A 26035-nucleotide genomic window follows, 5' to 3' on the forward strand; every position below is an offset into this window, starting at 1 on the left:
CGCTACCGGGCTGGAAGTCGCGACAAATCCCATATCCGCGCCTTGCCGTCATAGGACGCAGTCACGACCTTGCGTCCATCGGGCGAAAACTCGGCATCCTCGACCTCCATGAGGTGACCTGCCAGGATCGCCAGAGGCGCACCGGTCTTGGCATCCCAGACGCGCGCGGTCTTGTCGTGCGACGCCGTCACGAGCCGCGTGCCTTCGGCATTGAGCGCCAGCCGCATGACGTAGCGATCGTGCCCCGTGAAAGTCGCGATGACCGTTCCCGTTTCGACATCCCACAGCTTCGCCGTCTTGTCGGTCGAAGCCGAATAGAGCTTCGTTCCGGTGTGGTCGAAGATAACTTTGAGAACACCACGCTGATGGCCCTCGAGCTTTCGAATGAGTGTGCCAGTGCTTGCATCCCAGATGCGAACGAACTTATCGCTCGACGACGTCGCGACTTTCTTTCCATCAGGACTGAACGCGACGCTCGTGACCATGCCGCCGTGATCGCCCAGCGTGAAGAGCAATGCTCCGGTCTTGCCGTCCCAAATTCTGGCTGTCCGATCGTTCGACGACGTCGCTATGCGCGAGGCGTCCGCGTTAAATTCAATATCGGAGATATTGCCCTCGTGGCCGGTGAGCTTCAAAAGCTCCTTCCCGCTGCCGGCATCCCAGACGCGGGCCGTCATATCGAGGGAACCGGTCGCGATCCTTGACCCGTCCCGGCTGAAGGTGACGGCTTCCGTCATCGCAGTATGACCGACGAGTTGGCCGAGTTCAGCGCCTGTCTCGCCGTTCCAGAGACGGCCCGAACCATCTCGCGCGACAGTAACGACGATTTTGCCGTCAGGGCTGAACGCAGCGTTGCGCACACCTTGCTCGTGCCCCGTCAAGGTCGCGATCTCGGCGCCGGTTTCGGCGTTCCACAGCTTGGCAGTCTTGTCGCTCGACGCCGTCAGAACACGCGTTCCGTCGGGACTGAACTGAGCCACCCAAAGATCGCTCGTGTGACCGGCCAATACGAACTGCGGATCGGTGAAAACGACGCCATCGGCTCGGGAATTCTCCGGCAAGAGCGCGCACATGGCGAGGACGACGAAACTCAGGCCTCTTGCGAATGACATCCGAGTTTCACCCGTCCAACAGAACCGACCGGAGATTGATAACGAACAATAGGCAACGGCAATGGGAATAATTCCCGAACTTTATTTCCCCTTCATCCAATCGTTGCACACCTCACCGAAGCGGCATTAGAGATCCGCGGCGTGCGGATGAAACACGTTTCGCCAACAAGAAGCCGCCTTGCCGTTCCGGAGACACCCGATGCGTTCGACAGCTCTGCTCTTCGCTCCCCTCGTCTTTCTCGCGTTTTCCACATCCTCCGCCTCAAGCGACGACGCACAAGCGACGCTGCCCGAGCGAAAAGCCGGGCTCTGGGAGCTGAAGACTGTTATGGACGAAGGCAACGGCCCGCACGACCAGACGATGAAGCTCTGCATCGACGGCCAAATGGAAAAGAATACCGTTTCAGCCAGCGTCCTCGAACACAAGGCAAACTGCACGTCCTACGACGTCAAATCTGCGGGCGGCTCCACCGAAGTCAATGCCGATTGCCTCTATAACGGCCGCAAGGTCATGAGCACCACGACCATGTCGGGTGACTTCAAGTCCGCATTCGAGATCAAGATCCAGAGCACGACGACCGAGCCCGAGAAGAAGGAGCAAAGCGTCGTCGTCAAGCGGACGATCACGCAGGTTGGCAAGTACGTCGGTGAAACGTGCGGCGACCTGAAAGCCGGCGAAGCCGAAGCGGCCGACGGAACGCGCATCCTTGTTCAGTAAATATCGAGAGATGGATCAAACATGCGTCGTCTCACCGGCATCGCTCGTGCTTGCGCGTGCGCGACACTGCCAGCTTTCTTATCCGTAGCCATCATCGACGCCATCCGGCCGGCGTTGGCGGCCGACGGAGCGGCCTCGGTGCAAGCGATCAACGATTGTCCCACGGCGCATTGTCCGGACATGGTCGTCATCCCAGCTTCGCCACCGGGATTCGAGATTGGCTCTCCGGAAAATGAGCCCGAGCGTTTGCCGTCGGAGAAGCTGCATCACGTTTCGATTGGGTCATTCGCGATGGGCAAATATGAAGTGAGGACGGCGGAATATATGGCCTGCGTCGAGGCGAAAGCCTGCCGGCCGCCGGAATGGCTCGAGCCCGGCGGTGAGCACAACATCTATACGGGCAACGGTGTGACGTACAAAAGCATGGCGGACTACATCAAGGGCGACAATCAGCCGATCGTCGGCATCAGCTGGGACGATGCCACCTCCTATGCTGACTGGCTATCCAAGAAAACCGGTCATCACTATCGCCTGCCGTCGGAAGCAGAATGGGAATATGCGGCACGCGCAGGCAGCAAGTCCGCGTACTGGTGGGGAAATGACGTCAAAGACAACGGTGAAGTGATGGCTTGCTGTCGCGGCTGCGGAAGCGAGCGCGATGGCACCGGCGCCTATCCGGTCGATAGCTTCAGGCCGAATGGCTTCGGCCTCTATAATGTCCACGGCAATGTCTGGGAGTGGGTCGCCGACTACTATTGCGACGACTACGAAACGGGTCCGAAAGATGGTTCCGCACGTCAATCAAAAAGCTGCGGTAAGCCCGGCGTGATTGAGGGACTGCGCATTTTCAGGGGCGGATCGTGCTTTTATGAACCGCGTCAGATGCGCGCCGCCATGCGCCTCAGAAATTGGCCGTTCTTCCGCAATCAGACACTGGGCTTTCGAATTGCTAGAGATCTTTCGCCCTGAGCGTCTTAAAAAAACCAATCGCGCTCAAACAAGCTTTAGCTCAACGGCAATGCGGACCATTTCTGATGACGTACGCGCGTTAAGCTTCGTGCGCAACATCGCGCAATCAGCTGCAACGGTCTTGTACGAGACGGAAATATCGTTGGCAATTTCAGCCATGCTGCGCCCCCGAGCCAGCATCCTGAGGACCACGTGCTCACGGTCGCTAAGTAAAGCCGTCGTCCCCGGCGCCCGCGACCGGATAAGCGCCATCTCCTGGATTAGCTCATCGGATATCCAGGAGCCCCCGCTCGCAACCGTGAGGACGGCATCTCTCAAATCGAACGGGTTGCCGTTCTTGCTAACATAACTTTTCGCCCCGCATTCGATTGCCTGGATAGCTAGCATCGGGGTGTCGCTCATCGAAAAAACGACGATCCGTGCATTGGGATCCTTGGAGACAAATTCCCGAGTGAGATCGAGGCCTGAACCGTCGGGAAGATTGATGTCGACAACTGTGACGTCCGGCGTCTCGTCTTTCATCGCGACGCGTGCCGCCGAGACCGTGCGCGCCTCGATCATTGTCACTCCGTCATCTTCCGAAAACAATGCCCGGCAACCGGAGATGACGATAGGATGATCCTCGATCACGAGAAGCTTCACGTTGGCTCGCGCTCTTCTTGACTTCCAGAACAACTTTGGTTCTAGCGGGCGACGACTGATTATCAATATCCATTTTTCCGGGATATTTTCCCGATCAGCTGCGAGCATTCCCATGTCCATTCAGCTGCGTCTCAATCTTGCAATCGCGCTTCTCTCGGCGTTGGGCCTCTTTTGCATGATCGCTTTCATTCTCATCGATGCAAAACCGCGTATGGACGACGAAAATGCGAGCACGATGCTGCTGACCGAGACACTGATCCGATCTTCGCTGGGGCCGCTCAAAGATTCGCAGGACCCAAAGGCAGCGCTGCTAAACCTTGTGGGCGAACTCAAGAATCTTCGCCACGCATCGGTGTCACTGGCTTCGCAGGAGGAGGCGGAACGCCCGGCCGTTCAGGACGACATCGAACAATCTTGGCTCCTTGGTTACAATGGCCATCCTTTCGTCCCGGTCAGGATTCCTGTCGAAGGGCGCGGCAAGATTATCGACACGATCGTGATCATGCCGAAACCCAGCGATGAGTTCTCCGAGCTTCTCGAAGCCATTTTCCGGATCTTCGAATGGGGCGTCATCATCTCGACGGTGACGCTCGCTCTGACGTGGCTCATTATCGATCGCTCTCTGGGCCCAATACATGGGTTGCGCGATGCGATGCGGCGCATGGCAGACGGCGAGTTCAATCTTCGCGTTCCCGAAGCGGGACCGCCCGAGATCAAAAGCATTTGCGGAAGCCTGAACGGCTTAGCGGCCGCACTGCAGAATGCACGACAGGACAATCAGCAGCTGACGAGTAATATGATCCTGATCCAGGATCAGGAACGCCGCGAGATCGCTCGCGAGCTGCATGATGAACTCGGTCCCTACCTGTTCTCGATCCGGACCGACGGGATGCTCCTCGGCCGCGAACTCGAGCGAGCAGAACCGGATTTCACGCGAACGCAACGGCTGAACAAGCAAATTCTCGGTCACGTCGATCTTCTGCAACAGACAAACCGCAGGGTACTCCAGAGATTGACTCCTCCCGGCCTCTCGGAACTCGGTTTGAGCGGTGCTCTCCGCGCCATGACTGAGATGTGGCAGCGAAACAAAAATTCCGTCACGCTCGAACTTGCAATCGATGGCCCTATCGATACGCTCGACGAAACAACGAAGTTAACGGTCTATCGGATTGTCCAAGAGGGTCTGACGAACGCCTTTCGGCATTCCGGCGCCTCGGCCATTGCGGTCGACGTCTCTTTGCGGCGTGACGATGCCGTCAAAGTGAGTGTGCGGGACAACGGTCGCGGACGATCGCATTCGTCAGCGGACGGATTGGGTTTGAAAGGCATGCGCGAGCGCGTCAACGCTCTCGCCGGGTCATTCGCACTCTCCTCCGCAGCTGACGGCGGAACTTTTCTGCACATCCGTTTGCCGGTCACGTCTCCGGCGCCGACCGAGCGCGAGACGCCGCGACCAGGAGATCATCTTTAAGGCGGATGATTTTTTTCGATCTCCGACCCGCTTAGAAGGACCAGCATCACCGAACCGCAGCGGAAAAAGTTGCTCTTGGGCGCATCGAAAGCGGCGTTTAGGGAAAAAATCCATCAAATGAACCCATGTGGTAACGCCGTTACATCCCCAAATTCGGTTCAAAACTCCAGGAAGTTTTCCCATATCCTCAATTTATTGCCATTCGATAGTAATTCCCCATCGGAACTAATGCGAAATTGGTCGGGCAAATAAAGCGCCGACGTAGCAAACATCACTAAAATCCGGAATTCGGCAAAGGCCTGACCGGAACCGCCTGAAAAACAAACAATGATAACCAGCCGGGCTTCCAGTCCGGATGGGAGGAGGAGTCGTGTCGAGTTTCATCCGGAAAAATGGGCTAAATCGCGGTCATTTTACTCTCGTGTCGCTGACCGCGGCGTTGGCTATGGGCGCATCGCATCAAGCCATGGCGGCAGGAAGTTGCACAGTGACCGACACCGCATCGGGGAGCCTCCTATGCTCGGGCGGTGTGATCTCGACAGCGATCACAGTTTACGACGCCGCCGCGCAATTTCAGCCGACGAATGGCAGCAATAGCTATACGCCAAACAACCCTGCCTTTCCGACCTCCGGCTACAACCCCAATCCGCCGACGACCGTCATCACGATTGATTCCACGGCGACGTTCAACTTTGTGAATCCAACCACCTCTCAGCTCGCCGACAAAGGCATCATCGCGGCAAACTTTTCAAACAGCGAAAATCCCGCCGTAAACAATGTAGAAATCGACAACTACGGCTTGGTCGCGCTTACGACGAATCAATTTGCCAGCCGCATGCATGGGATCGTTGCCGACAGCCAAGTCAATAATTTCGTCGTCAACAACTACTTTGGCGGCACCATCTCCGCAACGCAGACCGGCACCCCCGGCGCTCTTACCGTCACAAGTTCTGGTTCGCCCGCAACCTATTCGGCTCGCCAAGGCGGAGCTGCATTGAACATTGTCTCGGCCATTTACTCGGATGACAACACCAACTCGTTGACGGTCAACAACAGCAACGGCGCTTTTATCACTGCGACCGGATCATTTGCCGCTGCGGTTTATGGGCGTGCCGATACGACGATCGTCAATAGTGGCACTTTCGGAAGCACGTCCTGGGTCTGGGGTGATGCGCTTTCGGCTGGCCATTGGGCCGTCGGCACATATGCCGGTGCGGAATTCGACGCCCTTCCAGGATCCCCCAATCCCGACTCGCCTTTCTATAACGTCACCAACATCGTCGGTGGAGTCGGCCAAGTAATCGTCACGGATACGGCGGCGACGACAATTACGAACAATGCAAACGGAACCATCAAGGGCGACATTCTCGTAATGGATACCAATCCGCTGGTAACGACCGCCGGCGGAACATCCGCGCCCAATGGCTTCTTCCTTCCGACTCCTTATGCGGTCAGCGGAACCAACTCCGGTCCCCGTGACAGCAACATCACAAACGCCGGTGAGATCGACGGCAACTTCTATCTGGGTTCTGGCGCTCACGTCATACAAAACCTGAATGGCGGCACGATTTCTGGAAATATCAACGTCGATCAATGGGCCAGCGTCGGCTCGTTCGCGACTGCCGTCGCGGGTACCGCCAGCGGCACCTACCAGAGCACGGGAACAGGCACGGATTCTCAAGGCAACGCTTGTCCGACAGCCGGCAGCAACACCACGGATCTCAATTGCGCAAAATCTGCAAACGTCCTCGCGGCTTTCCACGGCGATCGCCGCTTCACGCTTGAGAATGCCGGAACCTTGAATGGCAACGTAACCGTTCGCACCGCGACCACCAATGGAGACGAGGTTACAATCGCGCCGCACATCTTCGGCAACGGCGCCACAAGCGCAGATTCCGTCGTCGATAACCGCAGCGGGTTTATCGGAGGCACGCTCAAGATTTGGGATGGCACGAACAGCAGCATCCAAGCGACCACGACAATCACGCCGCTTCTCGACGCCACCGTGAAAGACGGACAATGGTACACTGTCGCGACAGGCCTTTTCGGCACGTCGGCGAATACCGCGCTCGCCGGTCTCAACGTCGCGGGAAGCGCTCTCGTTGACTGGTCGGCGCAGACGAACAGCACGAACGAACTGGTCATTGGGGCAAACGTCAGAGATGCCTTCGATGTCGCAGGAATTTCAAAGCCGGGTGCGTCAACGATCAACGCCCTGATCGACGCGGGTGGAAATGATCCGACACTGGATCAGCTTGGCGCCGCCGTTGAATCGCTTCCGACCGACGCAGCTGTCGCCAAAGCCGCCAAGCAACTGGCGCCGCAAACGAACTTTGCCGCGCAGCAATCGGCGATCACGCTCAACAATGCGATAGGCCAGCACATCGACGCGCGCCTCGACGCAGTGGGTGGCACAGGCGCATCTCCGCAAACTGCTTTTGCGAAGCCCTATGGACTGGGCGCAAATCAGGCCGCCGATCCTAACCGCTCGAACCTCGGTGGCAGCCTCAAAGACGGCGATGACGATTTTATCGTACCTCGCAGTGCCGCGCTCTGGGGTCAAGCGTTCGGCGCCGGCATGAACCAAAACAGCATCGACAACGTCGACGGCTACAACGCCCGTCTCTATGGCATCGTCGCCGGCTACGACAATTGGATTTCACCGGGGGTCCGCGTTGGTATCGCGGGCGGCTACGCGAATACCAGCATCGACGGCCAGGGCGACACCGTGCAAAACCGCACGGGCATCGACAGCTATCTTGTCGAGGCGTATGGCGCGTTGAAGAGAGAGGGATGGTACGCGACGGCTCGCACCGGCTTTACCTGGCATAATTACGATACGACGCGTGTCCTGACGGTCCCGTATTCTGATGTAGCGAAGGGGACCCATAACGGCGACCAGTTCAACGCTTCGATCGAAATCGGTGCGCCCATGCAGCACGCGGGAACGATCATCACACCCGTTGCGTCGCTCACGTATTCGCATCTGCATCAGGATGCCTACACGGAATCGAGCGATGGCGGCATGGCGCTCGGCGTCGACGGCCAAGACAATAATTCACTGGTCTCGGGCTTGGGCTTGAAGGGTCTCGTGCCGATCGCAAACGATACGGTGATCGAAGGACGTGCCCTTTGGCTCCATGAGTTTGGCGACGACGCCCAATCAGTTACCGCGAGCTTCGCTGCGGGCGGCGGAACGTTCACTTCCGCGGGGCCAGCAGTCGGCCGCGATACCGCGGATCTCGGAGTTGGAATGTTGGCTCAGATCGGACCCAACTCAGCGTTCCAGCTCAACTATGACGCCAACGTTCGTCAGGATTATCTCGCTCACGTCGGCTCGGCTCGGCTCGATATCAATTTCTAAGAGCTCCCCGTCCTGCCGTCGCTGACGTCGAACTCGTTTGGTTGAAGAACTCGATGTGAAGGCACCAGATGCAAACGAATTCAGTCAGCGCCGGCAGCGAGCAAGGGAACTGAAAGGGGGGACAACATGAAAATGAAACTCGGGAATTTCACGTCAACAGCCGCTATCGCACTCTTCGCGACTGGGCTCGCTGGCCCGGCGATTGCTCAGGACGCGAGCGGCTCCAAGGCCGTTCCATCGTCAGACTCTAAGCTGCCTGAGGTGCAGGTCATCCAGGAGCAGAAAAACGCCAAAGCCAAACCGGTCAAACAAGCGAGTAAACCGAAGAAGAAACCTTCCGCTGTCGCGACAGCACCGGTGACGCCGGCGTCCGCTCCTGTGCCTGCAGTGGAAACATCGGTCGAGGGTACGTCTGACGGGGCACACTACGAGGTGGCTCCGGGGCCAGCTGTAGCAAAGATGTCGCCGATCAGCGGCAGCGAAATCCCGATCGCGAAGGTTCCGGGCGGAGTCAGCACCGTATCCGCTTCTGAATTGGCGCGGACCGGCACCGAGTACGTCCCCGACGCACTGGCCGCTTACGTTCCCGGCGTAATCCTGAGTGACTTGCAGGGAAACGTGTTTCAGACAAACGTGGACTACCGCGGCTTTAATTCGTCGCCGGTCGATGGTGTCCCGCAAGGTCTTGCTGTCTACCAGAACGGCGTGCGCATCAACGAAGTCTTCGGTGACACCGTCAATTACGACTTTCTGCCGACTGCCGCCATTCAAAGCATGACCATCATGAGTGGCAATCCCGTGTACGGCCTGAATGCCATTGGTGGCGCGCTTTCGATCGACATGAAGAATGGCTTCACGTACCAGGGGCTCGAGACGGATGCGCGCTTCGGCTCTTATGGGCGCGCACAAGGCTCCATTCAGGATGGAATGCGGTTTGGTAACTGGGCGACGTACATCGCGCTCGAGGATATTCATGACGGCGGTTATCGCGATTTCGGCGAGTCAGATATCCGGCGAATGTATGCGGACCTCGGTGTCAGGGGTGATGGATCGGAGTTCCACCTGAACTTCACGGGTGCCGACAATACCGTCGGCGTCGCTGCTGCATCACCCGTCGAGCTTCTCGATCAAGGATGGAACAAGACCTTTTCGACGCCGCAATCGACGACGAACCAAATGGAAATGGTGTCGTTGAACGGCAAGGTGCGGGCAACCGACACGTTGGATTTTTCCGGGGTTGCCTACTACCGCCACTTCAACCAGCAGCACATCGACGGCAATATTTCCAACGCCTCACCCTGCCCTATAAACGACGGCTCGGGAGATACCGGCGCCTGTCTGCAGAGTCTGGATGGCACGAACATCCTGCTGCATGATACCAATGGCAATGTCATCACCCTGCCAAATGGCATCTCTGGCCTCGGCGAAATCGACCGGACCTCCGTCGATTCAAACAGCTTCGGCGTTTCCGTGCAGGCCGTCGAGAAAGCTAGGCTCTTCGATCATCACAATCAGTTTCTGGTCGGCGCCAGCGTCGACCACGGCAATGTCTCGTTCCAGTCATCCGCGGAGCTTGGTTTCTTCCAGCCACGATTCGTCGTCCAGGGCGGAGGACCATTCGTTGGTCCCATCGCCACGGTCTGCGCAAACAATGTCGCATCCGATGGCTTCTGTACTCCGACTGCCGCGACGACTTTATCGGATATAAGACCGGTCAATATCTCGACCTCGAACACCTACTACGGCGCGTTTTTCTCTGACACGTTTGACGCAACCGATCGCCTGTCGCTGACCGTCGGCGGTCGCTATAACATCGCCGATCTTCAAATCAGCGATCAAACCGGCTTGGCGCCGAATCTCAATAGCTCGCCAACCTACAGCCGTTTCAACCCTATGGCTGGCGGCACCTACAGGCTTTTCGACGGCATCTCGGTTTACGCGAGCTACTCGGAAGCCAATCGTGCTCCTGTCGCTGCCGAATTGGCCTGCGCCGACCCCAATCAGCCTTGTCTTCTCCCAAGCTTTTTGACTTCCGATCCGCCATTGAAGCAGGTCGTGTCGCACACTTGGGAGGCAGGATTCCGAGGCGAGGACACGAATGTTCTCGCACATCAAAAGATCAGCTGGAGCCTCGGCTACTTCCGTACGCTCAATGACGATGACATCACCAACGTCACCTCTGCGATTATCGGCAGAAGTTCATTTGCCAATGCGGGACAAACGTTGCGGCAGGGGCTTGAGGCGCAGGTCGACTACTGGTCAGGGCGACTCTTCGCCTATGCCAGCTATAACTTCGTCGACGCCACATTCCAGAGCGATATCACTTTGCCGTCGCCCAACAACCCATCGGCCGATGGCGGAAACATTTTCGTTCATCCTGGCGACCGCCTCCCTGGCGTCCCGGCGCACAAGTTCAAAGCGGGCTTCGACTATGGTTTGACGCCGAAGTGGCGTTTTGGAGCCGATCTCATCGCTGCAACCAGCCAGGTTTTCTTTGGCGACGAGTCCAACCAGAACAAGCAGCTTGGCGGGTATGCGAAGGTCAACCTTCATACCTCGTATGACATCACCGATAACGTTCAGATCTACGGTCTCATCGACAATCTGTTCGATGCGCACTACGGTGTCTACGGAACGTATTTCGATTGGCAGGGAACCGACAACAGCGGTGCCGCTCTCGGCAGCATCAACTTCACGGACGCCCGCACGATCCTGCCAGCGCCGCCGATCACCGCGTACGGCGGCATCAAGGTAAAGTTCAACTAAGACACTACCTCCCGAACTCGACTTCAAGCGGCGGACACCCAATCCGCCGCTCGATTTTTTTTTAGAAGAACCGTGGTGCGGGAACTTTCGAATAGCTAAAATGGCCAGCTCAAATCAGGTTGAGCTCGGACGCTATCCTCACCAGCTCGGTAGAGTTTCGCGCATCGAGCTTTTGTCGCAAGCCTTGGCAATCCTTGACGACGGTCCAATACGAAATACACATCGTCTTCGCGATTTGCTTGAAGTTTCGGCCTTTTGCGAGATTTCTAACGACCTGCTGCTCCCGAGAACTCAACCGAAATTGAGAGAGCCGCGTCGCCTTCAGAAACGCGATCCTTTGCGCGAAAGGTTCCGATAGCCAGACCTCGCCGGATGCCACTGTGCGGAGGGCCCGCCTTAAGTCAGTGACTTCGTTCGTTTTACTAACGAAACCTTTTGCTCCTCGCTGCAGAGCGTCGAGCGCCACGGTTGGCGACTCCGTCACCGAAAAAACGATAATCCCGATCGTCGGATTTTTCGCCAGTGTTGCCCGGCAAAAATCGAGTCCGGATCCATCATGCATCTCATTGTCGAGCAGCATTACATCCGGAGGCTGATGCTCGATAGCTGCTTTGGCCTCCGCAATTGAACGCGCGTCGCGCACCACAATATCGCTGTCTTCGCACAGTACCAGGCGAACGCCAGAACTCACGATGGGGTGATCATCAACGATCAACAGGTGCATGGCAGCAATTCCAACCGAACAAGATGCCCACGAAGACTTGGTCAAGTGTTGCGGCGTTTGTCGGCGAAGAACGCGTCACGCTCAGCGACGCGCCAGTCGCTTCGCTGCATCATCGGCAAGGAGCTGCCATTTATGCAGAGAAAGCCTCGGAGACATTCAACGATCGCAAACGACCACAAACTTTTGAGGCATTACGCTTGAATGGACGTGTTGCTATTTGAGCTGAATCGATACCGAATTGTAACAATCGCCCATCTCAATAATTTTGTGAGACTAGATCAGAATTGCGCGAACATTCATGGCCGAATGGCTAATGCAAATGGCCGACCGCGTTCGGTCGAATTAAGACCTAACATCTCGCTCCAATCAGATGTCACGGTTGATATCGAGGTCTAGAAAGCCAAGGCTCCCGAAGCCTCATCCGACGGCAAACCCGGAGGACATCACATTGGCCATTGACATCAAGCCGAAGCGGTCTTTGGCAACCTGGAGAACGCGATCCATTCAGAAAGGCAATCCGCTCATAGGTACATGTGCCGATGCCTATTGGACGGCCCGCCATCTTGAAGGTACATCGTTGGGGCACCTTCGCGATGAGGTGGGCAAGCCCATCCCGCTATTTCGGATTTGACGACGCCAGAACGCTGTTCCAGCGCTCGACGAGATCATTCCCTCGCACAAGCCGCCGAATGGCTCGTGATAGGTACTATGGCTACGTCAATCGACACTGGCAGACGGGATCTTGGTGGAGAGGGCTGGATTCGAACCAGCGTAGGCGAAGCCAACGGATTTACAGTCCGTCCCCTTTAGCCACTCGGGCACCTCTCCCCAGGCCGCTGACGCGGCTGCAGAAATGAAAGCGCCCTGCCGACGAGGCAGGGCCTTCGCCCGGGTTATCTTCATGGGGGCCTTTCATGTCAATCGGAAAAGCGGCAATGTGGGCTTCGGCCTGACATCCCGTCGCGGGACAAAGACTTAAGGCGGGCCGTAACGACTGATTTTCGAGGCAAACCCCTGCAGAAACCGCGATTCAACAAGCCGTGGCGCGATAAGAAGCGCTCGAGCGACTTTTCCACCCGCCCGGCAAAAGCGGCCTTTAACGCCAATGCACGCCCCAGGGACGCCCGCCGTCCGGCCGAGGACGAGGATGGCCCCATCCGGCTGTTCGGCCTACACGCCGTCGAGGCGGCGCTGCGGAACCCAGCGCGCCGGGTTCTCCGCGTCCTTCTGACCGAAAACGCCGAACGGCGCCTCGTGGAGGCGCTCGGCACGATCGAACTGCCGATTGAGCGCGTAACGCCCCGCGACCTGGACAAGCTTCTAGGCGCCGATACCGTGCACCAGGGAGCAGCTCTCGACGTCGAACCCCTGCCCGAACCCGATTGGCATGATCTTGCCGAAGCGGCAGGCGGACGCCCACTCATCGTTCTCGATCAGGTGACCGACCCGCATAATGTCGGCGCGATTTTGCGATCGTCCGCGGTTTTCGGCGCGAGCGGCCTCGTCATGACGCGCCGGCATAGCCCTCCTCTCAACGGCGTTCTCGCCAAGTCAGCCTCGGGCGCCCTCGAACTCGTGCCCGTCGCCCTCGTCGCCAATCTTGCGCGCGCGCTCGATGAGCTGAAATCGGCGGGCTTCACCGTCGTCGGCCTCGACAGCGAAGGCGAACAGAGCATCGAGACCCTCGATTGGTCGCGACCGACAGCGTTGGTGATGGGATCGGAAGGCAAGGGTCTGCGCGAACTGACGCGCAAGACGTGCGATAGCCTCGCGCACATCACGACAGATGATACGCTCGCGAGCCTCAATGTTTCGAACGCCGCCGCGATCGCACTTCACACGGCTCTGCTCGCCAGAAAGAAATAAGGCAAAAAATGAAATCGGCCGGCGCGTTCCCGCGCCAGCCGCTAAGTCTCAACCCGAGTGATCTCGCTCAATCGCAGATCAGCGGACGTTCGCAGAAATACCGGCCACCACGGCAAACGGTATCGCCGAATTCGTTTTCGAAGCAACGACGCCCCGACCAACGGCACTCGCGAGGACCGCGATAGCAGCCGCCTTCGTCATAGCGCGAATAGTAGCGCGGGCGGTCATAGTCACGCGCAGCTGCAGCTGCGCCGAGGATGCCGAGACCGATGATACCGGCAGCGACACCGACGCCGACGCCACGCCCATACCCATGCCGGGCCTGTGCCTCGGGAGCGACGGCCAGCATCATTGAACTAGCAGCGGCAAGCGCCATCATCGCTTTGCCAAATCTTTTCATCATGGGTTGTATCCCCCTTAGCAGGTAAACTCGTACGCGTGCTCATACCGAGAGCAATCGCATATTCTCAGACGACCTATGAACATGTCCTGAATGCGAGCACGCCGGCGGCGAAATCATGAAAAAGAAGCGCCCGGCCAACAGAAGGACCGGGCGCAGCAAAATCTTTTACGATCGAATAAGGTCAGATCACCAGTCGCCGCGGCGATGACCGCGATAGTGCAGACGGTGCCATTCGACGTGGTGGTAGCGGCGGTTCGGAGCACCCCAGGAAGCATAGTAGGGCGGCAGCGGACCCTTGTAGCGCTTGACGATCGGCGGACCCCACTCGCCTGAGTTGTAGTAGGGATACCAGCCGCGCGGATCATAATAATAGGAATAGTACTGCTCGAGCGCCTCGTTGGGCTGGTACGGGCGAGGCCTGAGATCGGGACTCTCGAGACCCCATGCGGAAGCCCCACCGCTCGGCGCCAGCGAAGCGGCCGCAAGCACGGCTAGCGCCATCAAGGACTTAAAGCGCATCGGTGAAACTCCCTCGTGGTTCCGGATCGGCCTCGCGCACGCATAGCGCGAAGCAGCAAGAATCGTTGCCCAGACTATCTTAAGAACGCTTGAACACCATCCCGTGAACGAATCCCGGCGCCGAATTCCACGCAGCCGTTACATCTCTGCCCTTGCTGCCGAATGGCGCAGCCCTCAGCGGGCATTGCGCCCCGTCTTGGGCGAAATCACCGTCATCAAGATAATATAGAGATCGAAACCGAACGAACAGTTGTCGATGTAGTAGAGATCGTGATCGACACGTTGCCGCATCGCCTCCTCGGTGCGTGTCTCGCCACGGAAACCGTTCACCTGCGCCCATCCCGTGATGCCGGGCTTGACGTTTAGCCGCCGCGGATAGAGTTCGATCCGCCGCTCGAAGAAGCGGTCATGAGCGACCGCATGCGGCCGCGGCCCGACGAGAGACATTTCGCCCTTAAGCACGTTGATGAGCTGCGGAAGCTCGTCGAGGGACGTCCGCCGCAAGAAATCCCCGACGGCCGTAATGCGGCGATCGTTCTCTGTCGCCTGCACGATGACATCTCCGTCGTCCAGCGACGTCATGGTGCGGAATTTCCAGATGCGGAATTCCTCACCGTTGTAGCCACGCCGGCGCTGCTTGAAAAAGACCGGCCCCGGGCTATCGAGCTTGATGAGAAGCGCGATCGCTGCAAACAGCGGGCTTAGAATGACGAGCGCCACGCCCGCGGCCACCATATCGAACGAACGCTTCGTGACTGCCGCGAATGGACCGAGCGGCGGCCTCGTCAAAGAAAGCGTCGCGGTTTGTCCGAACCGGGCGATGCGCGCATCCTTGAACCGTCTGACGAAGCTGCTCGTGCTGAGGTGCAACGCGACGGGCAGAACCTTGAACGCGTTGACCGCGCGCTCCAGAAACGCGCTGTTGCAAAGCCCATTCGATATGACGATGTCTTCGATGGCCAGCGCCCGGGCGTTGGCAACCGCCGCATCGAGCACGGCGTCGATTTGAGCCGGCTCCTGCGCCGTATTTGGAACCACAGTCCGCGCAATGACCCAAAAGCCGGTTGCGCTTTCGTTCATTTCCCGCTCGAGCGACGCGACCTCGCGGTCCGTCGCCACGATCATGACTTTCCGCCGCCGCATCCAGCCGCGCGCGATAACGCGAGCAACCGCGAGGCTCAGCATCGCGTTGAGGAAAAGCACGCCCGCAAGGCCCGACAGGAAAAATACGACCAGCCATCCGCGCGAAAACTCGTGCGTGGTCTTCGTCAGGAAGCCGATGATCGAAAGTCCGGCAAAGACCAGGCTCCACGTCAGGAAGATACGTCCCGGGCTCCGTCCTTTCTCCAGCAGAACGCCGATGGCGTACTCGTTGCGAATGAGAAACACGGAAGTGTAACCGAGCCCGGCAAGAACGCCGATCGCGGCATAGTTTTCGACGAAGCCCTGCTCCCCATGGACGAGCCCCTGATACGCCATGCCGGTCACGATCGAGATCAGAACGATGCCGCCAAGCTCAATCAGCAATGCGGTGGCGCCGAAGCACGATTGGGCCAAAGCAAAGCGTGAGAACCCCACGAAGTTCGGCGACGCGAGTTGTCGGACACTAGCAAGCACGGATGCGTCTTCCTCGTCAGAACAGCAGGCAGCCAAAACGCTGCCCACCGCCAGCAATGCATTTGCCGGGCCGCGACGGTCCGGCATGACGAGAGACGAAGGATTAGGCATCCGTCATCCTGTGAGTTGCAACAGCATACTCACGCGAAAATGCCTTGAATAACTTGATCTTTTTTCAACTCCCGCAGATTCGCTGCGCAAGACGCATCCTCAATGGCCGGGAAAAACGAGGATCATTCCGCCGCGCCTCGGCTGGCCCGCGCGGGTCGATCCAATGCGCACCGCACTCACCGTGCAATATCGGGACGTTCACCCGCAAAAATGGCACAGATCTTGACGGCGCCCCCCGCGCCGCGGCTCCCGCCCCTCTCAATTGCGAGGCATGGGACTTGCTCCCTCGCAAGCTCTCAGGGACTCGATAGCCGGATCAGAGATCAAAAGTGCAACAGACGAATGCCGCCGCCCTCGCCTTGGCGGACCTGGAATTACCAGGCACCGCGAAAGAGCAGACCCCAACCCTCGCCTATGTCGACGGCTGGGCGATCAACACGCCGGATATGGAAACGGCGATCTCCCGCACCATCGGCCGGGCCAAAGCAAGAGACGCCTTTACGGTCTTCACTTTGAACCTCGATCACATCGTGAAGCTTCGATGCGACGAGCGGTTCCGCCGCGCCTACCGCAACGCCGACATCGTCACGGCCGACGGCGCGCCTGTAGCCTGGCTTGCGCGCTTGCAGGAACCGAGTGTCGTCCGCGCGACCGGGTCCGACATGCTACTCCCCTTGCTTGACGCCGCTGCCGTTGCCGGCCTCCCTGTTTTTCTTTTCGGATCCACGGAAGCGGTGCTGACGAAAGCCGCGCACGAAATCGGCAACGCCACTGATGGTCTCTTGAAGATCGCTGGAATGCTGTCGCCATCTCGCACGTTCGATCCCGAAGGAGCCGAGGCGGACCGCGCCATCGAGACCATCAAGAGGTCGAGCGCAGGCATCTGCATCGTCGCACTTGGCGCACCGAAGCAGGAAATTTTTGCCGAGCACGCCCGCGCGAGAGGCTTGACCTGCGGCATGATCTGCTCGGGAGCATCGCTCGATTTCCTCGCCGGAGCACAGATAAGGGCGCCAGGACTTTTCAGAAAGCTCGGCCTCGAATGGATGTGGAGACTGGCGACGAACCCGCGCCGCCTTGCGAAGCGATACGCCGAATGCGCAATCGTCCTTACAGAACTGCTCATCGCCGAACTGGCTAGGCGGCACCTTCCGCGACCAAGATCCCAAGCGTGACTTGACGGAAAATCAGTTCGGCGAAAGAGCCGGCAACGGTGGATGACGACTGTCGCCACGACGGTTGCGCGGCCGAACATACATGATGACCGCCGTGGGGCACTGCGCCTTCAATTTGAGCGCGGCTACGAGTGCATCGTCGCCGTCGATAAGAACGTGCCCCAGCCTTCCGTCAGACTTGAAACCCACGGCAAACTGCATGACTCGATCTCCTCTCGTCGACGCGACTTTACCACGGTCCGATGAAGTTTCGCACCGTCGGTTTGCACTCAAAGCAAGGCCTCGCGCAACTTTTTGATTTACTTTGGCAAGCCATGGCGATCGGGCCGGTTTGGTGGTGCCCGTAATAGATCGCTTCTGACCGGAAACCAGGGAAGCAGGGAGCAATCTCTGCTTCTTTTTTTGTCCAAGTTGCCCGCGTCACCGGAGATGCGGTGGGACGCTTGCGCACCACCCGCCCCGTCTTGTATCAAGCGCCTGCGCGGAGTCGGACATGACCAGACGACGGCGCAGCCAAAACGACGCGCCCAAACGGGGCGACGCCGCAGGTTCATTTAGCAAGCCGGCTTAGCACAGTGGTAGTGCACCTGATTTGTAATCAGGGGGTCGTAGGTTCAAATCCTACAGCCGGCACCAATGACCGCAGCGATTTAGCGCGCTTCCCACATTCATTCCGACTGTGACGCGGACGGATACGCACGGCATCGGGATGCGCGGCCGGGCGATGATCGGTTCAGCAAATATGTCTCCGAGCACGTTCCGGGGGCGCTGATGCCGCTCAAATGCGATCCTGGGGACGGCGACCAAGTGAAGCTCGTCAGCCTCCACAAGGGCCTCCACGACATTCCGATAGAGACGCTGGACGACGTGCCATGCCCGAACAAGGCAGGCGACAGCGAGATTGGCAGTGCGCAAACGCTTCTCGCACCATCAATCAACTATTGAAATGAAATGTGATCGATCGGTCCCCGTCACCTGCCGCGACGCCGAATAACCCTGCCGGTCCAATAAATCCGGGATTTGCTATTCCGTATTCGGGTCTATTGTCGTTCCGATATTGAAAAATGGAGTATTTCTCGAACCCATTTTCGCCATTCAGCGAGCGAATTGTGCAATTGGGGAAACTGGGCAAATGGGATTGCCCCATCTCATATACGGAATTCGCCGCCGAAGATATTTAGGAAAATTGCGGCTCAACCTGCCCGCGGCACTTTATGCCGCGGCCCGTTCCGTAAACGAGACACGGAAGAAAGCGCGATGGCGACAACGTTTTTCGATTTAATCGTCGTTTTCCTCTTCCCGCTCCTTTTGCTGGCAGTCGCCTGGACCATTTTCAACGGCGCGACAGCCGGAAGAGACGGCATTTCACAAGTCGTTGAAGCTCTAACTCGAACGAATGGCGTTGAAGACGGCGGAAAGCGTGGCACCGGCTTCTCCCAAAGTATTAATGGCGAAAGGCAGAGTGATGAAAGGCCAAAGTTTACGCGATGATGCTCGCTGGAATAACGCAGAAGCCGAAGGCATAGGGTTCCGCCGAAAACTCCCTAAGTGTGCGTCGCCAGCAAAAGCGCCAACATCTCTGCGGATGGCGCTTCTCGTATTACTTGCAGCAGAACTGACTGTCGCCGGTGCACCGGCCGCCCACGCCCGTCGCTTCGAATTCGACCAGCGCCGCACCGAGGTCCGCTTCATCTATAAGATGGCTTACGCGACGCAGCGCGGCCGTTTCACAAAGGTCAGCGGTACGCTCGACTATGATGAAGCCGCCCCCGGGAAAAGCAAGATCAACGCTTCCATTGCTTCGGCGAGCCTCACGACCGGCGAAGCTCTCATCGACAACGAGCTTAAGGGCACGGATTTTTTTAACGTCGAGGGCGCGCCCGTCATTGCCTTTAAAAGCCTCGCGGTCCGAACGGGCTCGCCAACCACTGCAGAGGTTTCGGGCGAGATGACGGTCAATGGCATCACCAAACCCGTGACACTCCAAGTCAGAATCGAGTCACACGACGACCCGGCACTCAAGTACGACGTCGGCGCACGCAGATTTTTCGCCACGACCCGCATTCAGCGCAGCGCATTCAACATGACGAACTACCGGTCCATGGTCGACGATGACGTCGACATCGAGATCGACGCCATCGCCCGGCCTCGATAGGGCGCAGGACATCCTCGCCAGTTCGGCCGCCATCAGCGATCATTCAGAACTTGCTCCGGAGCTCGGTGCGGAAGCCGAAATTATCGTCCGCACCCTCTTGGATCTGATAGGTCGCATCCGCGCGGAACAGCCAGGATCGGGTGATTGGAATCTGATAGCGGACCCCGAAGCCGTACTGCGCACCTTTGGCGCCGATATTATCGTTTTCAAAGGGCTGCACCGTCGCAACCTCGAAGACGAGCTGCTGATCCAGATTGAAGAGATATTCTACGCCAAGCGCACCTCCGAAGGTGCTGGACGCAGTGTCGTCGAGCTTCGGGTAGCCCGTCAGGGCGTCGGTCTCGAAGTTGATGCCGACGTTCTTCAGGATGCCCGCGTTGTTGCCGTCGACGAGAGGCGTGGGATTGCCAAAGCCGACGAAGAAATTGGCGTAGGGAAGCAGAGTACTCGGCAAGGGCGAGATCAGGCTGTTCTCCGAAATGATGGCCACGCCGTCGCCGTTTCCGTGGCCGTCGTCCCCAAAGTTCGCAAACACACGGGTCGAGTTCGAGATCGTATTGGCATAGCGCCGGCTGTAAGCAGCGGTCAGGAAGTGCTGCTCAACACCCGCCTCAGGACCAGTGCCCTGCAGAAAGCCATAGCCTGCTTCGATATAGCCGTTGAAGGCGTCGACGAAGGTCGTCACGCCGAAGAGGTTCGCGTTGTCGTTGTCGATCTTACCGTTCGCTTTGACGAAGCTGGCATTGTCTATGTTGTCAAACCCAGCGAAGAACGTGATGTCGAAGTTCGAAAGGCCGAGAGCCGCCGAATTCTTTGCAGGAAGCGTCACCGCACCACCGAGGATCGCGTCGTTCGCCCAGATCCCGTTCTGCAGGAACAGCGGGAAGAGACCGACGGTGAAGGGGAGGTCGAATCCGGCGTACTGACCCGTGAGGCCCGAATAGATGGAACCGGCGTCGCCCTCAAAAAACAGAGTCTGCGGATTGAGGTTGAGTTCGTCGTTGAACTTACCGTTGCCATCACCGCCGCCGAACTCGAAGCGAGTGAATTTCGTGCCGTCCTGAAGCGGCGTGAAGAAGGCATGGATGCGCTCTGTTGCCGTCAGTTTGAAATCAACATCGAGATTCAACCGCGTCGCGACCTGCGCTATGTCCTTGCCGTTGTTGCTATTGTAGGCCACCGCCGTCCGCCAATCGCCGTAGACGGAGAGTCCCGGCAGCAATGGGTTCAATTTTCCGAAGAGCGTACTGCTCTCGTCGTATATCCCTGACGTGTATTGCTCGCGACCTAACTCAAGCAGCGGGCGTGGCGGCTCCACAGCGGTTTTCCCGCCGTAAATTTCGGATTGTCCCTCGGCATCATATTTTTTTTCGTACTGAGGATCCGAGCGGAAGGCGCTCTTCGTCGATTGGCTCTTCTTGCGCGGTTTCTCACCGTTTTCTTCCTCCGCGGTGGATTTGCTGACGTCGCCCCCGAGGTACTGCTTTGGAACGATCGTCTCGTTTTCGCGTTTCTCTTCGGACTGGGAATTGGCAGGTGCAGCGCTGGACAACGTCGTAATCCAACCATCGTCTTTTCCGGCTTCGGCGCCACTTTCACGGGGTTCAGTTTTTGCGCTCGTGCCGGACATCGTCAGATAGCTTCCGGCCATCAGAACAATAACAGCAGTCGTCGCACTCGTTCGATATCGAAGGTTGCCCTTCGCGTAGCAAGTCATCTGGAAGCTCCCACTTCACGCCCCTGGCTCGTAAGTTCGCTCGAGTATCAGGTGGCTTCAGAGAGGCTTCGGACCCGCTTTTTTGGACTCGTGGCGAGACCAAATCCGAAACGCTCGGCTCTTCGGTGTTACCCGTTCACAAGGACATCAACTTCGAAGTCATGGAAGTTCATGATCCGCTCATTCATGCTCTCCTCCATGGCTTTGGTGGCACCGACGAAGCGCATGAAGTAGATGGGCTCGGCGCGGCTGCGCATGCGGAAGGCGAGGCGATATTTGCCAGGCTTCTTGATCAGCTTTCCCGGCACCGAATATTTCGCCTCCCTCACCCCTAGCGGCGGCAGAGAATGATTCTCCATACGCACGAGTGGCGGATGGTTGAGAACCGTGGTCGGGATGCTCGGCGGACGCAGCTGGGGCAACGGATCGATGTCGAAGTTCACCGGCAAGTACATCTCGCGGTCAGTACCCTTGACGTTGGTCGTGAGGAATTTGGTCTGAAAGTTCACCAGCATTTGGTCCGTATCGATGCGGCCGGCGGCGACGTCCAAACTGTGCAGATCGGCCATGTCGCCGTTACTGTCGACGTAACCCGACTCCCAGATGTTCTTGCCATCCGGATCGACCACGGCGACGTTCACCCAAAGCTGCGGTTGAGCCCCAAGCGAGCCTGACGGCAGATTGTGCCCGGTGTTGATGTTCTTGATCTTGTAGGAGAACGCCAGATCCGCGCCGACCCTCGGTGTACCCTCGACGTAGGGACCGTCGACCTTGCTGCTGTTCTCCATCACTTGGCGACGGAGCTTGTCACGCTCGTCGAGCTTCTTCAGATTCTCATCGATGATCTCTCTGGCATCTTCGCGATCGCTCTGATCGGCCCAACGCTTTGGAAATTTGACATTGATTTTTCCGGCCGCGATCTTGTCTTCGAACTTGGGGCTCCCCCATCCAGCGCGCCAATCGAACTGCAACCAGTCCTCGATGCTCGTGGCCTGAGCTTTCGTGTTGTGCGGGAAGATACCTGGGTGCGCGATGGAATAGCCCGGACCGATAAATCGATGGTTCGCGTGCTTCCGCCCCGGGTTGATCTCCTTGCCGCCGACAATCGCAGAGGGCGCCGTGGCATAGCCTGCAGGCTGCCCGGGAGACTTGCCCATGTGGCAGTCCTGACAGGTGACGCCGGCCTTGCGTGCAGGGCTGTCGCGATATTGATCCCAAACGATTTCTAACTTGATGCCGAGGTTGACCGCGACCTGATGGCAGCTGACGCAGAACTCCGACTTAGTGATCTGATCGTTCGTAATCATGCCCTTGTGAATGTCATTGCCGCGCCCATCGGCTCCCGTTTTGACCGAGTAGGTTTCCTTGTTGGCCAGGACGTTTTTGATAACACTCTTTTCGCCGCTGCCGTATACGGGCTCGTAGATTTTTCCCGGCTCGACACGGCGCTCGCCGTTGACCTTGCCGTACTCTTCCTTGACCCGATGGCAGGTGATGCAGGTTATGCCCTCGCGCGAGATCTGGCTGCGCGCCCAGAGTGGTGCTTCCCGCGCCTCGCCGAGCTGCGTTCCGACCTGTTGATGGCATCGCACGCAAAAGGTGCCGACAGTTCCTTGAGTAAGGGACTGGAACTTCTGCTCGAACTTATGGAACATCGGTGAGATGGACGCATAGGCATGCTGTGAGGACGACCACTCCTCATAGATTTGCTTATGGCATCCGCCGCATTGCGCAGCAGTGGGATATAGAGACTCGTCCTGGCCGCTGTGAGCATCGGACTTGGATCTTACAATCTCGATATTCTTGGCGTTCGCGGGATCGCTCTCTCCGGGCGCCGCGGCATTCTTTCCTAATTTCTGCTGAGATTTGGACTGTTGAGTTTGCTCAACGCCCTCGGAGCCAGCGATCGCGTTTTGCCGTGAGAACATAACGCAGACCAGCGTCGCGCCCACGCATGCGCAGGCGAGCAGTGAAACACGCGAAACTTGAACCATAACCCCCAGTCCAATCTGCCCGATACCCGTCGGAGCAGAACTCGAAATTGCTTGATCGCGCGAAATGCCGTCCGATTTATGCGATCCCCCGTCGAAATTAAACAATATGGAAAACGGGGCAGCGATATGGCCGGATTTAATTGAATGCAAAACTGAATATAGTTAATTCTGAATCGAAAAAACGATTCTATTCCACTCGATGTGAATATAAAAAGAATTATGCTCATCAATATAGTTAGGGAAGCCGCGCGCAAGCCACTGAAATAGTGTAAAATTTCAGGCAATTCAGTTTTTGCTGCGGCGAGCAAAACGATAAGCATCGCGGGCGGCGCGATTAGTGCATAATTTGAGCTTATTGGCTGAAATTATTCGCCTTCAATCCGTGTTTCATTTTATTCGATCGCCGCGGGGTCATTGTCTAACCATAATAGCTGGATAGCCAATTGCGAATACCCTGAAATGGCGAGAATTACAGGCACGTGATGGCAAGAAGCCATAAAATTACGATCGATGGAAAAAGCTTCGAGGCGCGCCCTGGCGAGTTACTGCTCGACGCGGCTCTGAACAACGGCGTTGATCTACCCTACGATTGCCGCGCCGGACACTGCGGCACATGCTGTGTTCGGTTGGTTTCCGGCGACGTGGTCGGAGGCGAAGGCTCGGAGCCTAGCATCGTCCATGCGTGCCAGTGCCGAATCGCCAGTAACGCGGTTCTCGAAAGCAATCGCCGGACAAGCATTCGCACTGTCGAAGGCGTGTTGAGTTCGTTGCGCCCCCTGTCGGCCGAGGTGATCGAGGTCGGCATCAAGACGGACCGGGCGCTGGCGCATCATGCCGGTCAATATGCGCAGGTGTGTTTCAAGGGCTATCCGCGCCGCCCTTTCAGCATTACCCATCCGCTGCGCGGCAATCCGGACAGCAGCTCTATCTGGTTTCACGTCCGGCGCATGAAGGGCGGTCGCGTCAGCGCATCGCTCGGCAAGCGCATCAAGCTGGGTCACCGGGTGACTTTGACGGGACCCTACGGCTCGGCACATTTACGGCCCAATCTGGAAGGCCGCCTCATTCTCGTCGCCACCAATACTGGCTTCGCACCGATCTGGTCCATCGCCGTCGCCGCTTTGCGAGAATGGCCGGAGCGAAGGATGATGATCATTGCCGGTGGCCGCACCGTCGAGTCTCTATATATGGGCCAAGCTCTCGTGAAGCTCGCCCGTTTCCCCAATGTCCTTGTCGTGCCAGTCTGCAGTACGCCAGAGGCTTTGCCCAACGCCATCATGCCCGGGCGGCCGACCGACTATCTGCCGCGGCTGCTGCCGACCGACGTTCTCTACGCCTGCGGCGCGCCAGGGATGGTCGAGTCAGTCAAATCCATCGCCGCGCATGTTGGTGCGACCTGCCATGCAGATCCTTTTCTGCCAAACGCCGATGGCACGAGCGAGGGCAGCGTTCTGACCCGGGCGATAAAAAAACTTGCTCTGCCCCTCGGTCGCCCGATGCGCAATCCCGATTTAGATCGCTCCCGCGACCTCGCAATCACATTCGATGTGAGCGCGTAGAGGCCAGCCGAAGCAAGGTTCGAACGCGTTGTGGTTTTAGATCGTTTGAGTTTCAGTCCCTCGGATTCCGGCACACGGCGCCTCTCTCGCCTCGGCACCTTTCTCTCCGGCTCGCTGATCATGTGTTTTGCCGCGTGCGCTGCGGCTGCGTCCGATCCCACCCTAATCGTCGGGCCGAACGCCTGCGCCGAGTGCCACAAGCAGGAGACCGAAGCCTGGAAGACGACGCATCATTTCAAAACATTTCGAGACCTTCCACGCAGCGACGAGGCGAAGAAGATCGCGGAAAGAATGGGCATCAGACGTATCAAGTCGGAAAGCTTGTGCGTGAATTGTCATTATACCGTGCAGCAGAAGGACGACAGCAAGGAGCCGATCGCAGGCATCTCCTGCGAATCTTGCCACAGCGCCGGCAAAGATTGGATCAAGGTTCATAGCGGCTACAGCGGCAAGACAGCGAAGACAGAAAGCAAAGCCGAGGAAGCGGCGCGCTGGAAACTTGCCGATTCCAAAGGGATGATAAGGATCCGCGCAATCTATCAGCTGGCGAAGAACTGCTACGGCTGCCACGTCGTGCCACAAGAGGAACTCGTCAACAAAGGCGGCCATCTTGCTGGTAGCGCCTTCGATCTGGTGTCCTGGTCGCAGGGCGAGGTGCGCCACAATACTTGGTACTCCAAAGGCAAGGAGAACGCCGCCGCGAACCCGACGCGCAAGCGGATGCTCTATCTCGTCGGCCTTGGCGTTGAACTCGAGACTTCGTTGCGCGCCGTCGCGAAGGCGACAGTGAGAAAGCCTTACGCGTTCTTCATGGCGCAGCGCGTTGATCGGGTCCGAAAGCAACTTGCGGCTGCGGCAAAAGCCGCGCCGAACGTGCCGGAAATCGCCAAGTTGGTCGAATATGCACATGCGGCATCGCTGAAGCTCAATAACGAGCGCCAGCTGACCGCCGCAGCTGACGGCGTTTCGAAGCTGCTCACGGGCCTCACCGACAAATACGACGGCAGCACGATGGCCAGCCTCGATGCGCTTATTCCGGGACCGGAAAAGTACGTGGGGCCAGTGAGGCAACCGAGTGCAACCAACTGATCTCGACGCGATGTCAACCGCAACAGCCTAACACGCACAATGGGGGAACGACGATGAACGGTAT

The 26035-nt window shown here is 58.0% G+C and carries 21 protein-coding genes and 2 tRNA genes; 13 read left to right on the forward strand and 10 right to left on the reverse strand.

From position 1 onward, the window contains the following. Positions 1–2 precede the first annotated feature (2 nt). Positions 3–1112, reverse strand: a complete 1110-nt coding sequence (locus AB4Z24_RS09230) for a WD40 repeat domain-containing protein (RefSeq protein ID WP_441707689.1) — start codon at positions 1110–1112, stop codon at positions 3–5. A gap of 199 nt (positions 1113–1311) precedes the next feature. Between AB4Z24_RS09230 and AB4Z24_RS09235 the strand changes: the two genes are divergently transcribed. Continuing rightward, positions 1312–1830 carry a DUF3617 domain-containing protein gene (locus AB4Z24_RS09235; protein ID WP_441707691.1) on the forward strand — a complete coding sequence of 173 codons (519 nt, stop codon included), beginning with the start codon at positions 1312–1314 and terminating at the stop codon, positions 1828–1830. Positions 1831–1851: 21 nt separating this feature from the next. Next, entirely contained in the window at positions 1852–2799 is a 948-nt protein-coding gene (locus AB4Z24_RS09240) for a formylglycine-generating enzyme family protein (protein ID WP_441707693.1), read from the forward strand. 24 nt (positions 2800–2823) lie between these two features. On the opposite strand, the gene AB4Z24_RS09245 is transcribed toward AB4Z24_RS09240, so the two are convergent. Further along, a complete protein-coding gene (locus AB4Z24_RS09245; RefSeq protein ID WP_441707695.1) occupies positions 2824–3441 on the reverse strand; it encodes a response regulator transcription factor in 618 nt (205 codons plus the stop codon). Between the two features lie 112 nt (positions 3442–3553). Here AB4Z24_RS09245 and AB4Z24_RS09250 point away from each other — a divergent pair, with 112 nt between their 5' ends. The 3 genes from AB4Z24_RS09250 to AB4Z24_RS09260 all read left to right on the forward strand — a co-directional run bounded on the left by AB4Z24_RS09250 (position 3554) and on the right by AB4Z24_RS09260 (position 11042). Beyond that, positions 3554–4912, forward strand: coding sequence for an ATP-binding protein (locus AB4Z24_RS09250; protein WP_441707697.1), 1359 nt, complete (start codon positions 3554–3556; stop codon positions 4910–4912). Between the two features lie 370 nt (positions 4913–5282). Beyond that, positions 5283–8276, forward strand: coding sequence for an autotransporter domain-containing protein (locus AB4Z24_RS09255; protein ID WP_441707699.1), 2994 nt, complete (start codon positions 5283–5285; stop codon positions 8274–8276). Positions 8277–8402: 126 nt separating this feature from the next. Beyond that, on the forward strand, positions 8403–11042 hold the full coding sequence (locus AB4Z24_RS09260) for a TonB-dependent receptor domain-containing protein (protein WP_441707701.1): 2640 nt from the start codon (positions 8403–8405) through the stop codon (positions 11040–11042). Positions 11043–11151: 109 nt separating this feature from the next. Here AB4Z24_RS09260 and AB4Z24_RS09265 read toward each other — a convergent pair whose 3' ends face one another. Then, a complete protein-coding gene (locus tag AB4Z24_RS09265; RefSeq protein WP_441707702.1) occupies positions 11152–11766 on the reverse strand; it encodes a response regulator transcription factor in 615 nt (204 codons plus the stop codon). 743 nt (positions 11767–12509) lie between these two features. Continuing rightward, positions 12510–12594, reverse strand: a tRNA-Tyr gene (locus AB4Z24_RS09270). A 327-nt stretch (positions 12595–12921) separates the two neighbouring features. Here AB4Z24_RS09270 and rlmB point away from each other — a divergent pair. Continuing rightward, entirely contained in the window at positions 12922–13632 is a 711-nt protein-coding gene (rlmB, locus tag AB4Z24_RS09275; RefSeq protein WP_441707801.1) for a 23S rRNA (guanosine(2251)-2'-O)-methyltransferase RlmB, read from the forward strand. 67 nt (positions 13633–13699) lie between these two features. On the opposite strand, the gene AB4Z24_RS09280 is transcribed toward rlmB, so the two are convergent. From AB4Z24_RS09280 to AB4Z24_RS09290, 3 genes are all read right to left on the reverse strand, one after another. Continuing rightward, a complete protein-coding gene (locus AB4Z24_RS09280) occupies positions 13700–14035 on the reverse strand; it encodes a hypothetical protein (RefSeq protein WP_290989526.1) in 336 nt (111 codons plus the stop codon). Positions 14036–14221: 186 nt separating this feature from the next. Next, a complete protein-coding gene (locus AB4Z24_RS09285) occupies positions 14222–14554 on the reverse strand; it encodes a hypothetical protein (RefSeq protein ID WP_441707704.1) in 333 nt (110 codons plus the stop codon). 174 nt (positions 14555–14728) lie between these two features. Continuing rightward, complete coding sequence (locus AB4Z24_RS09290; protein ID WP_441707706.1) at positions 14729–16282, reverse strand: undecaprenyl-phosphate glucose phosphotransferase; 1554 nt, start codon at positions 16280–16282, stop codon at positions 14729–14731. A gap of 329 nt (positions 16283–16611) precedes the next feature. Between AB4Z24_RS09290 and AB4Z24_RS09295 the strand changes: the two genes are divergently transcribed. Next, positions 16612–17457 carry a WecB/TagA/CpsF family glycosyltransferase gene (locus AB4Z24_RS09295; RefSeq protein ID WP_441707708.1) on the forward strand — a complete coding sequence of 282 codons (846 nt, stop codon included), beginning with the start codon at positions 16612–16614 and terminating at the stop codon, positions 17455–17457. A 12-nt stretch (positions 17458–17469) separates the two neighbouring features. Here the strand turns inward: AB4Z24_RS09295 and AB4Z24_RS09300 are convergent, their stop codons facing one another. After that, entirely contained in the window at positions 17470–17658 is a 189-nt protein-coding gene (locus AB4Z24_RS09300; RefSeq protein ID WP_441707710.1) for a hypothetical protein, read from the reverse strand. A gap of 360 nt (positions 17659–18018) precedes the next feature. On the opposite strand from AB4Z24_RS09300, the gene AB4Z24_RS09305 reads away from it, so the two are divergent. From AB4Z24_RS09305 to AB4Z24_RS09320, 4 genes are all read left to right on the forward strand, one after another. Next, positions 18019–18093: transfer RNA gene (locus tag AB4Z24_RS09305), tRNA-Thr, on the forward strand. Positions 18094–18228: 135 nt separating this feature from the next. Further along, on the forward strand, positions 18229–18402 hold the full coding sequence (locus tag AB4Z24_RS09310) for a hypothetical protein (protein WP_441707712.1): 174 nt from the start codon (positions 18229–18231) through the stop codon (positions 18400–18402). A 312-nt stretch (positions 18403–18714) separates the two neighbouring features. Next, positions 18715–18948 carry a hypothetical protein gene (locus tag AB4Z24_RS09315; RefSeq protein ID WP_441707713.1) on the forward strand — a complete coding sequence of 78 codons (234 nt, stop codon included), beginning with the start codon at positions 18715–18717 and terminating at the stop codon, positions 18946–18948. A 94-nt stretch (positions 18949–19042) separates the two neighbouring features. Beyond that, the gene (locus AB4Z24_RS09320; protein ID WP_441707715.1) at positions 19043–19612 is read left to right on the forward strand and encodes a YceI family protein; all 570 of its coding nucleotides are present in this window, start codon (positions 19043–19045) and stop codon (positions 19610–19612) included. A 43-nt stretch (positions 19613–19655) separates the two neighbouring features. Here the strand turns inward: AB4Z24_RS09320 and AB4Z24_RS09325 are convergent, their stop codons facing one another. Together AB4Z24_RS09325 and AB4Z24_RS09330 are read right to left on the reverse strand one after the other, a co-directional pair. Further along, positions 19656–21329: a hypothetical protein gene (locus tag AB4Z24_RS09325; protein WP_441707717.1), complete on the reverse strand. Its 1674-nt coding sequence runs from the start codon at positions 21327–21329 to the stop codon at positions 19656–19658. 128 nt (positions 21330–21457) lie between these two features. Then, on the reverse strand, positions 21458–23323 hold the full coding sequence (locus tag AB4Z24_RS09330; protein WP_441707718.1) for a multiheme c-type cytochrome: 1866 nt from the start codon (positions 23321–23323) through the stop codon (positions 21458–21460). Between the two features lie 482 nt (positions 23324–23805). Here AB4Z24_RS09330 and AB4Z24_RS09335 point away from each other — a divergent pair, with 482 nt between their 5' ends. Both AB4Z24_RS09335 and AB4Z24_RS09340 read left to right on the forward strand, forming a co-directional pair. Further along, on the forward strand, positions 23806–24882 hold the full coding sequence (locus tag AB4Z24_RS09335) for a 2Fe-2S iron-sulfur cluster-binding protein (protein ID WP_441707803.1): 1077 nt from the start codon (positions 23806–23808) through the stop codon (positions 24880–24882). A 30-nt stretch (positions 24883–24912) separates the two neighbouring features. Then, the gene (locus AB4Z24_RS09340; protein ID WP_441707720.1) at positions 24913–25971 is read left to right on the forward strand and encodes a cytochrome c family protein; all 1059 of its coding nucleotides are present in this window, start codon (positions 24913–24915) and stop codon (positions 25969–25971) included. Positions 25972–26035 lie beyond the last annotated feature (64 nt).

It is taken from the genome of Hyphomicrobium sp. 2TAF46 (genome assembly GCF_052114865.1).
In the GTDB taxonomy this organism is placed as follows: domain Bacteria; phylum Pseudomonadota; class Alphaproteobacteria; order Rhizobiales; family Hyphomicrobiaceae; genus Hyphomicrobium_B.

What these genes read in the sequence shown, in the direction of transcription:
- AB4Z24_RS09230 (WP_441707689.1), bottom strand. Translation starts at nt 1,112, where the DNA reads ATGTCATTCGCAAGAGGCCTGAGTTTCGTCGTCCTCGCCATGTGCGCG.
- AB4Z24_RS09235 (WP_441707691.1), top strand. Translation starts at nt 1,312, where the DNA reads ATGCGTTCGACAGCTCTGCTCTTCGCTCCCCTCGTCTTTCTCGCGTTT.
- AB4Z24_RS09240 (WP_441707693.1), top strand. Translation starts at nt 1,852, where the DNA reads ATGCGTCGTCTCACCGGCATCGCTCGTGCTTGCGCGTGCGCGACACTG.
- AB4Z24_RS09250 (WP_441707697.1), top strand. Translation starts at nt 3,554, where the DNA reads ATGTCCATTCAGCTGCGTCTCAATCTTGCAATCGCGCTTCTCTCGGCG.
- AB4Z24_RS09260 (WP_441707701.1), top strand. Translation starts at nt 8,403, where the DNA reads ATGAAAATGAAACTCGGGAATTTCACGTCAACAGCCGCTATCGCACTC.
- AB4Z24_RS09265 (WP_441707702.1), bottom strand. Translation starts at nt 11,766, where the DNA reads ATGCACCTGTTGATCGTTGATGATCACCCCATCGTGAGTTCTGGCGTT.
- AB4Z24_RS09280 (WP_290989526.1), bottom strand. Translation starts at nt 14,035, where the DNA reads ATGATGAAAAGATTTGGCAAAGCGATGATGGCGCTTGCCGCTGCTAGT.
- AB4Z24_RS09285 (WP_441707704.1), bottom strand. Translation starts at nt 14,554, where the DNA reads ATGCGCTTTAAGTCCTTGATGGCGCTAGCCGTGCTTGCGGCCGCTTCG.
- AB4Z24_RS09290 (WP_441707706.1), bottom strand. Translation starts at nt 16,282, where the DNA reads ATGCCTAATCCTTCGTCTCTCGTCATGCCGGACCGTCGCGGCCCGGCA.
- AB4Z24_RS09300 (WP_441707710.1), bottom strand. Translation starts at nt 17,658, where the DNA reads ATGCAGTTTGCCGTGGGTTTCAAGTCTGACGGAAGGCTGGGGCACGTT.
- AB4Z24_RS09310 (WP_441707712.1), top strand. Translation starts at nt 18,229, where the DNA reads ATGCCGCTCAAATGCGATCCTGGGGACGGCGACCAAGTGAAGCTCGTC.
- AB4Z24_RS09315 (WP_441707713.1), top strand. Translation starts at nt 18,715, where the DNA reads ATGGCGACAACGTTTTTCGATTTAATCGTCGTTTTCCTCTTCCCGCTC.
- AB4Z24_RS09320 (WP_441707715.1), top strand. Translation starts at nt 19,043, where the DNA reads ATGGCGCTTCTCGTATTACTTGCAGCAGAACTGACTGTCGCCGGTGCA.
- AB4Z24_RS09325 (WP_441707717.1), bottom strand. Translation starts at nt 21,329, where the DNA reads ATGACTTGCTACGCGAAGGGCAACCTTCGATATCGAACGAGTGCGACG.
- AB4Z24_RS09330 (WP_441707718.1), bottom strand. Translation starts at nt 23,323, where the DNA reads ATGGTTCAAGTTTCGCGTGTTTCACTGCTCGCCTGCGCATGCGTGGGC.
- AB4Z24_RS09335 (WP_441707803.1), top strand. Translation starts at nt 23,806, where the DNA reads ATGGCAAGAAGCCATAAAATTACGATCGATGGAAAAAGCTTCGAGGCG.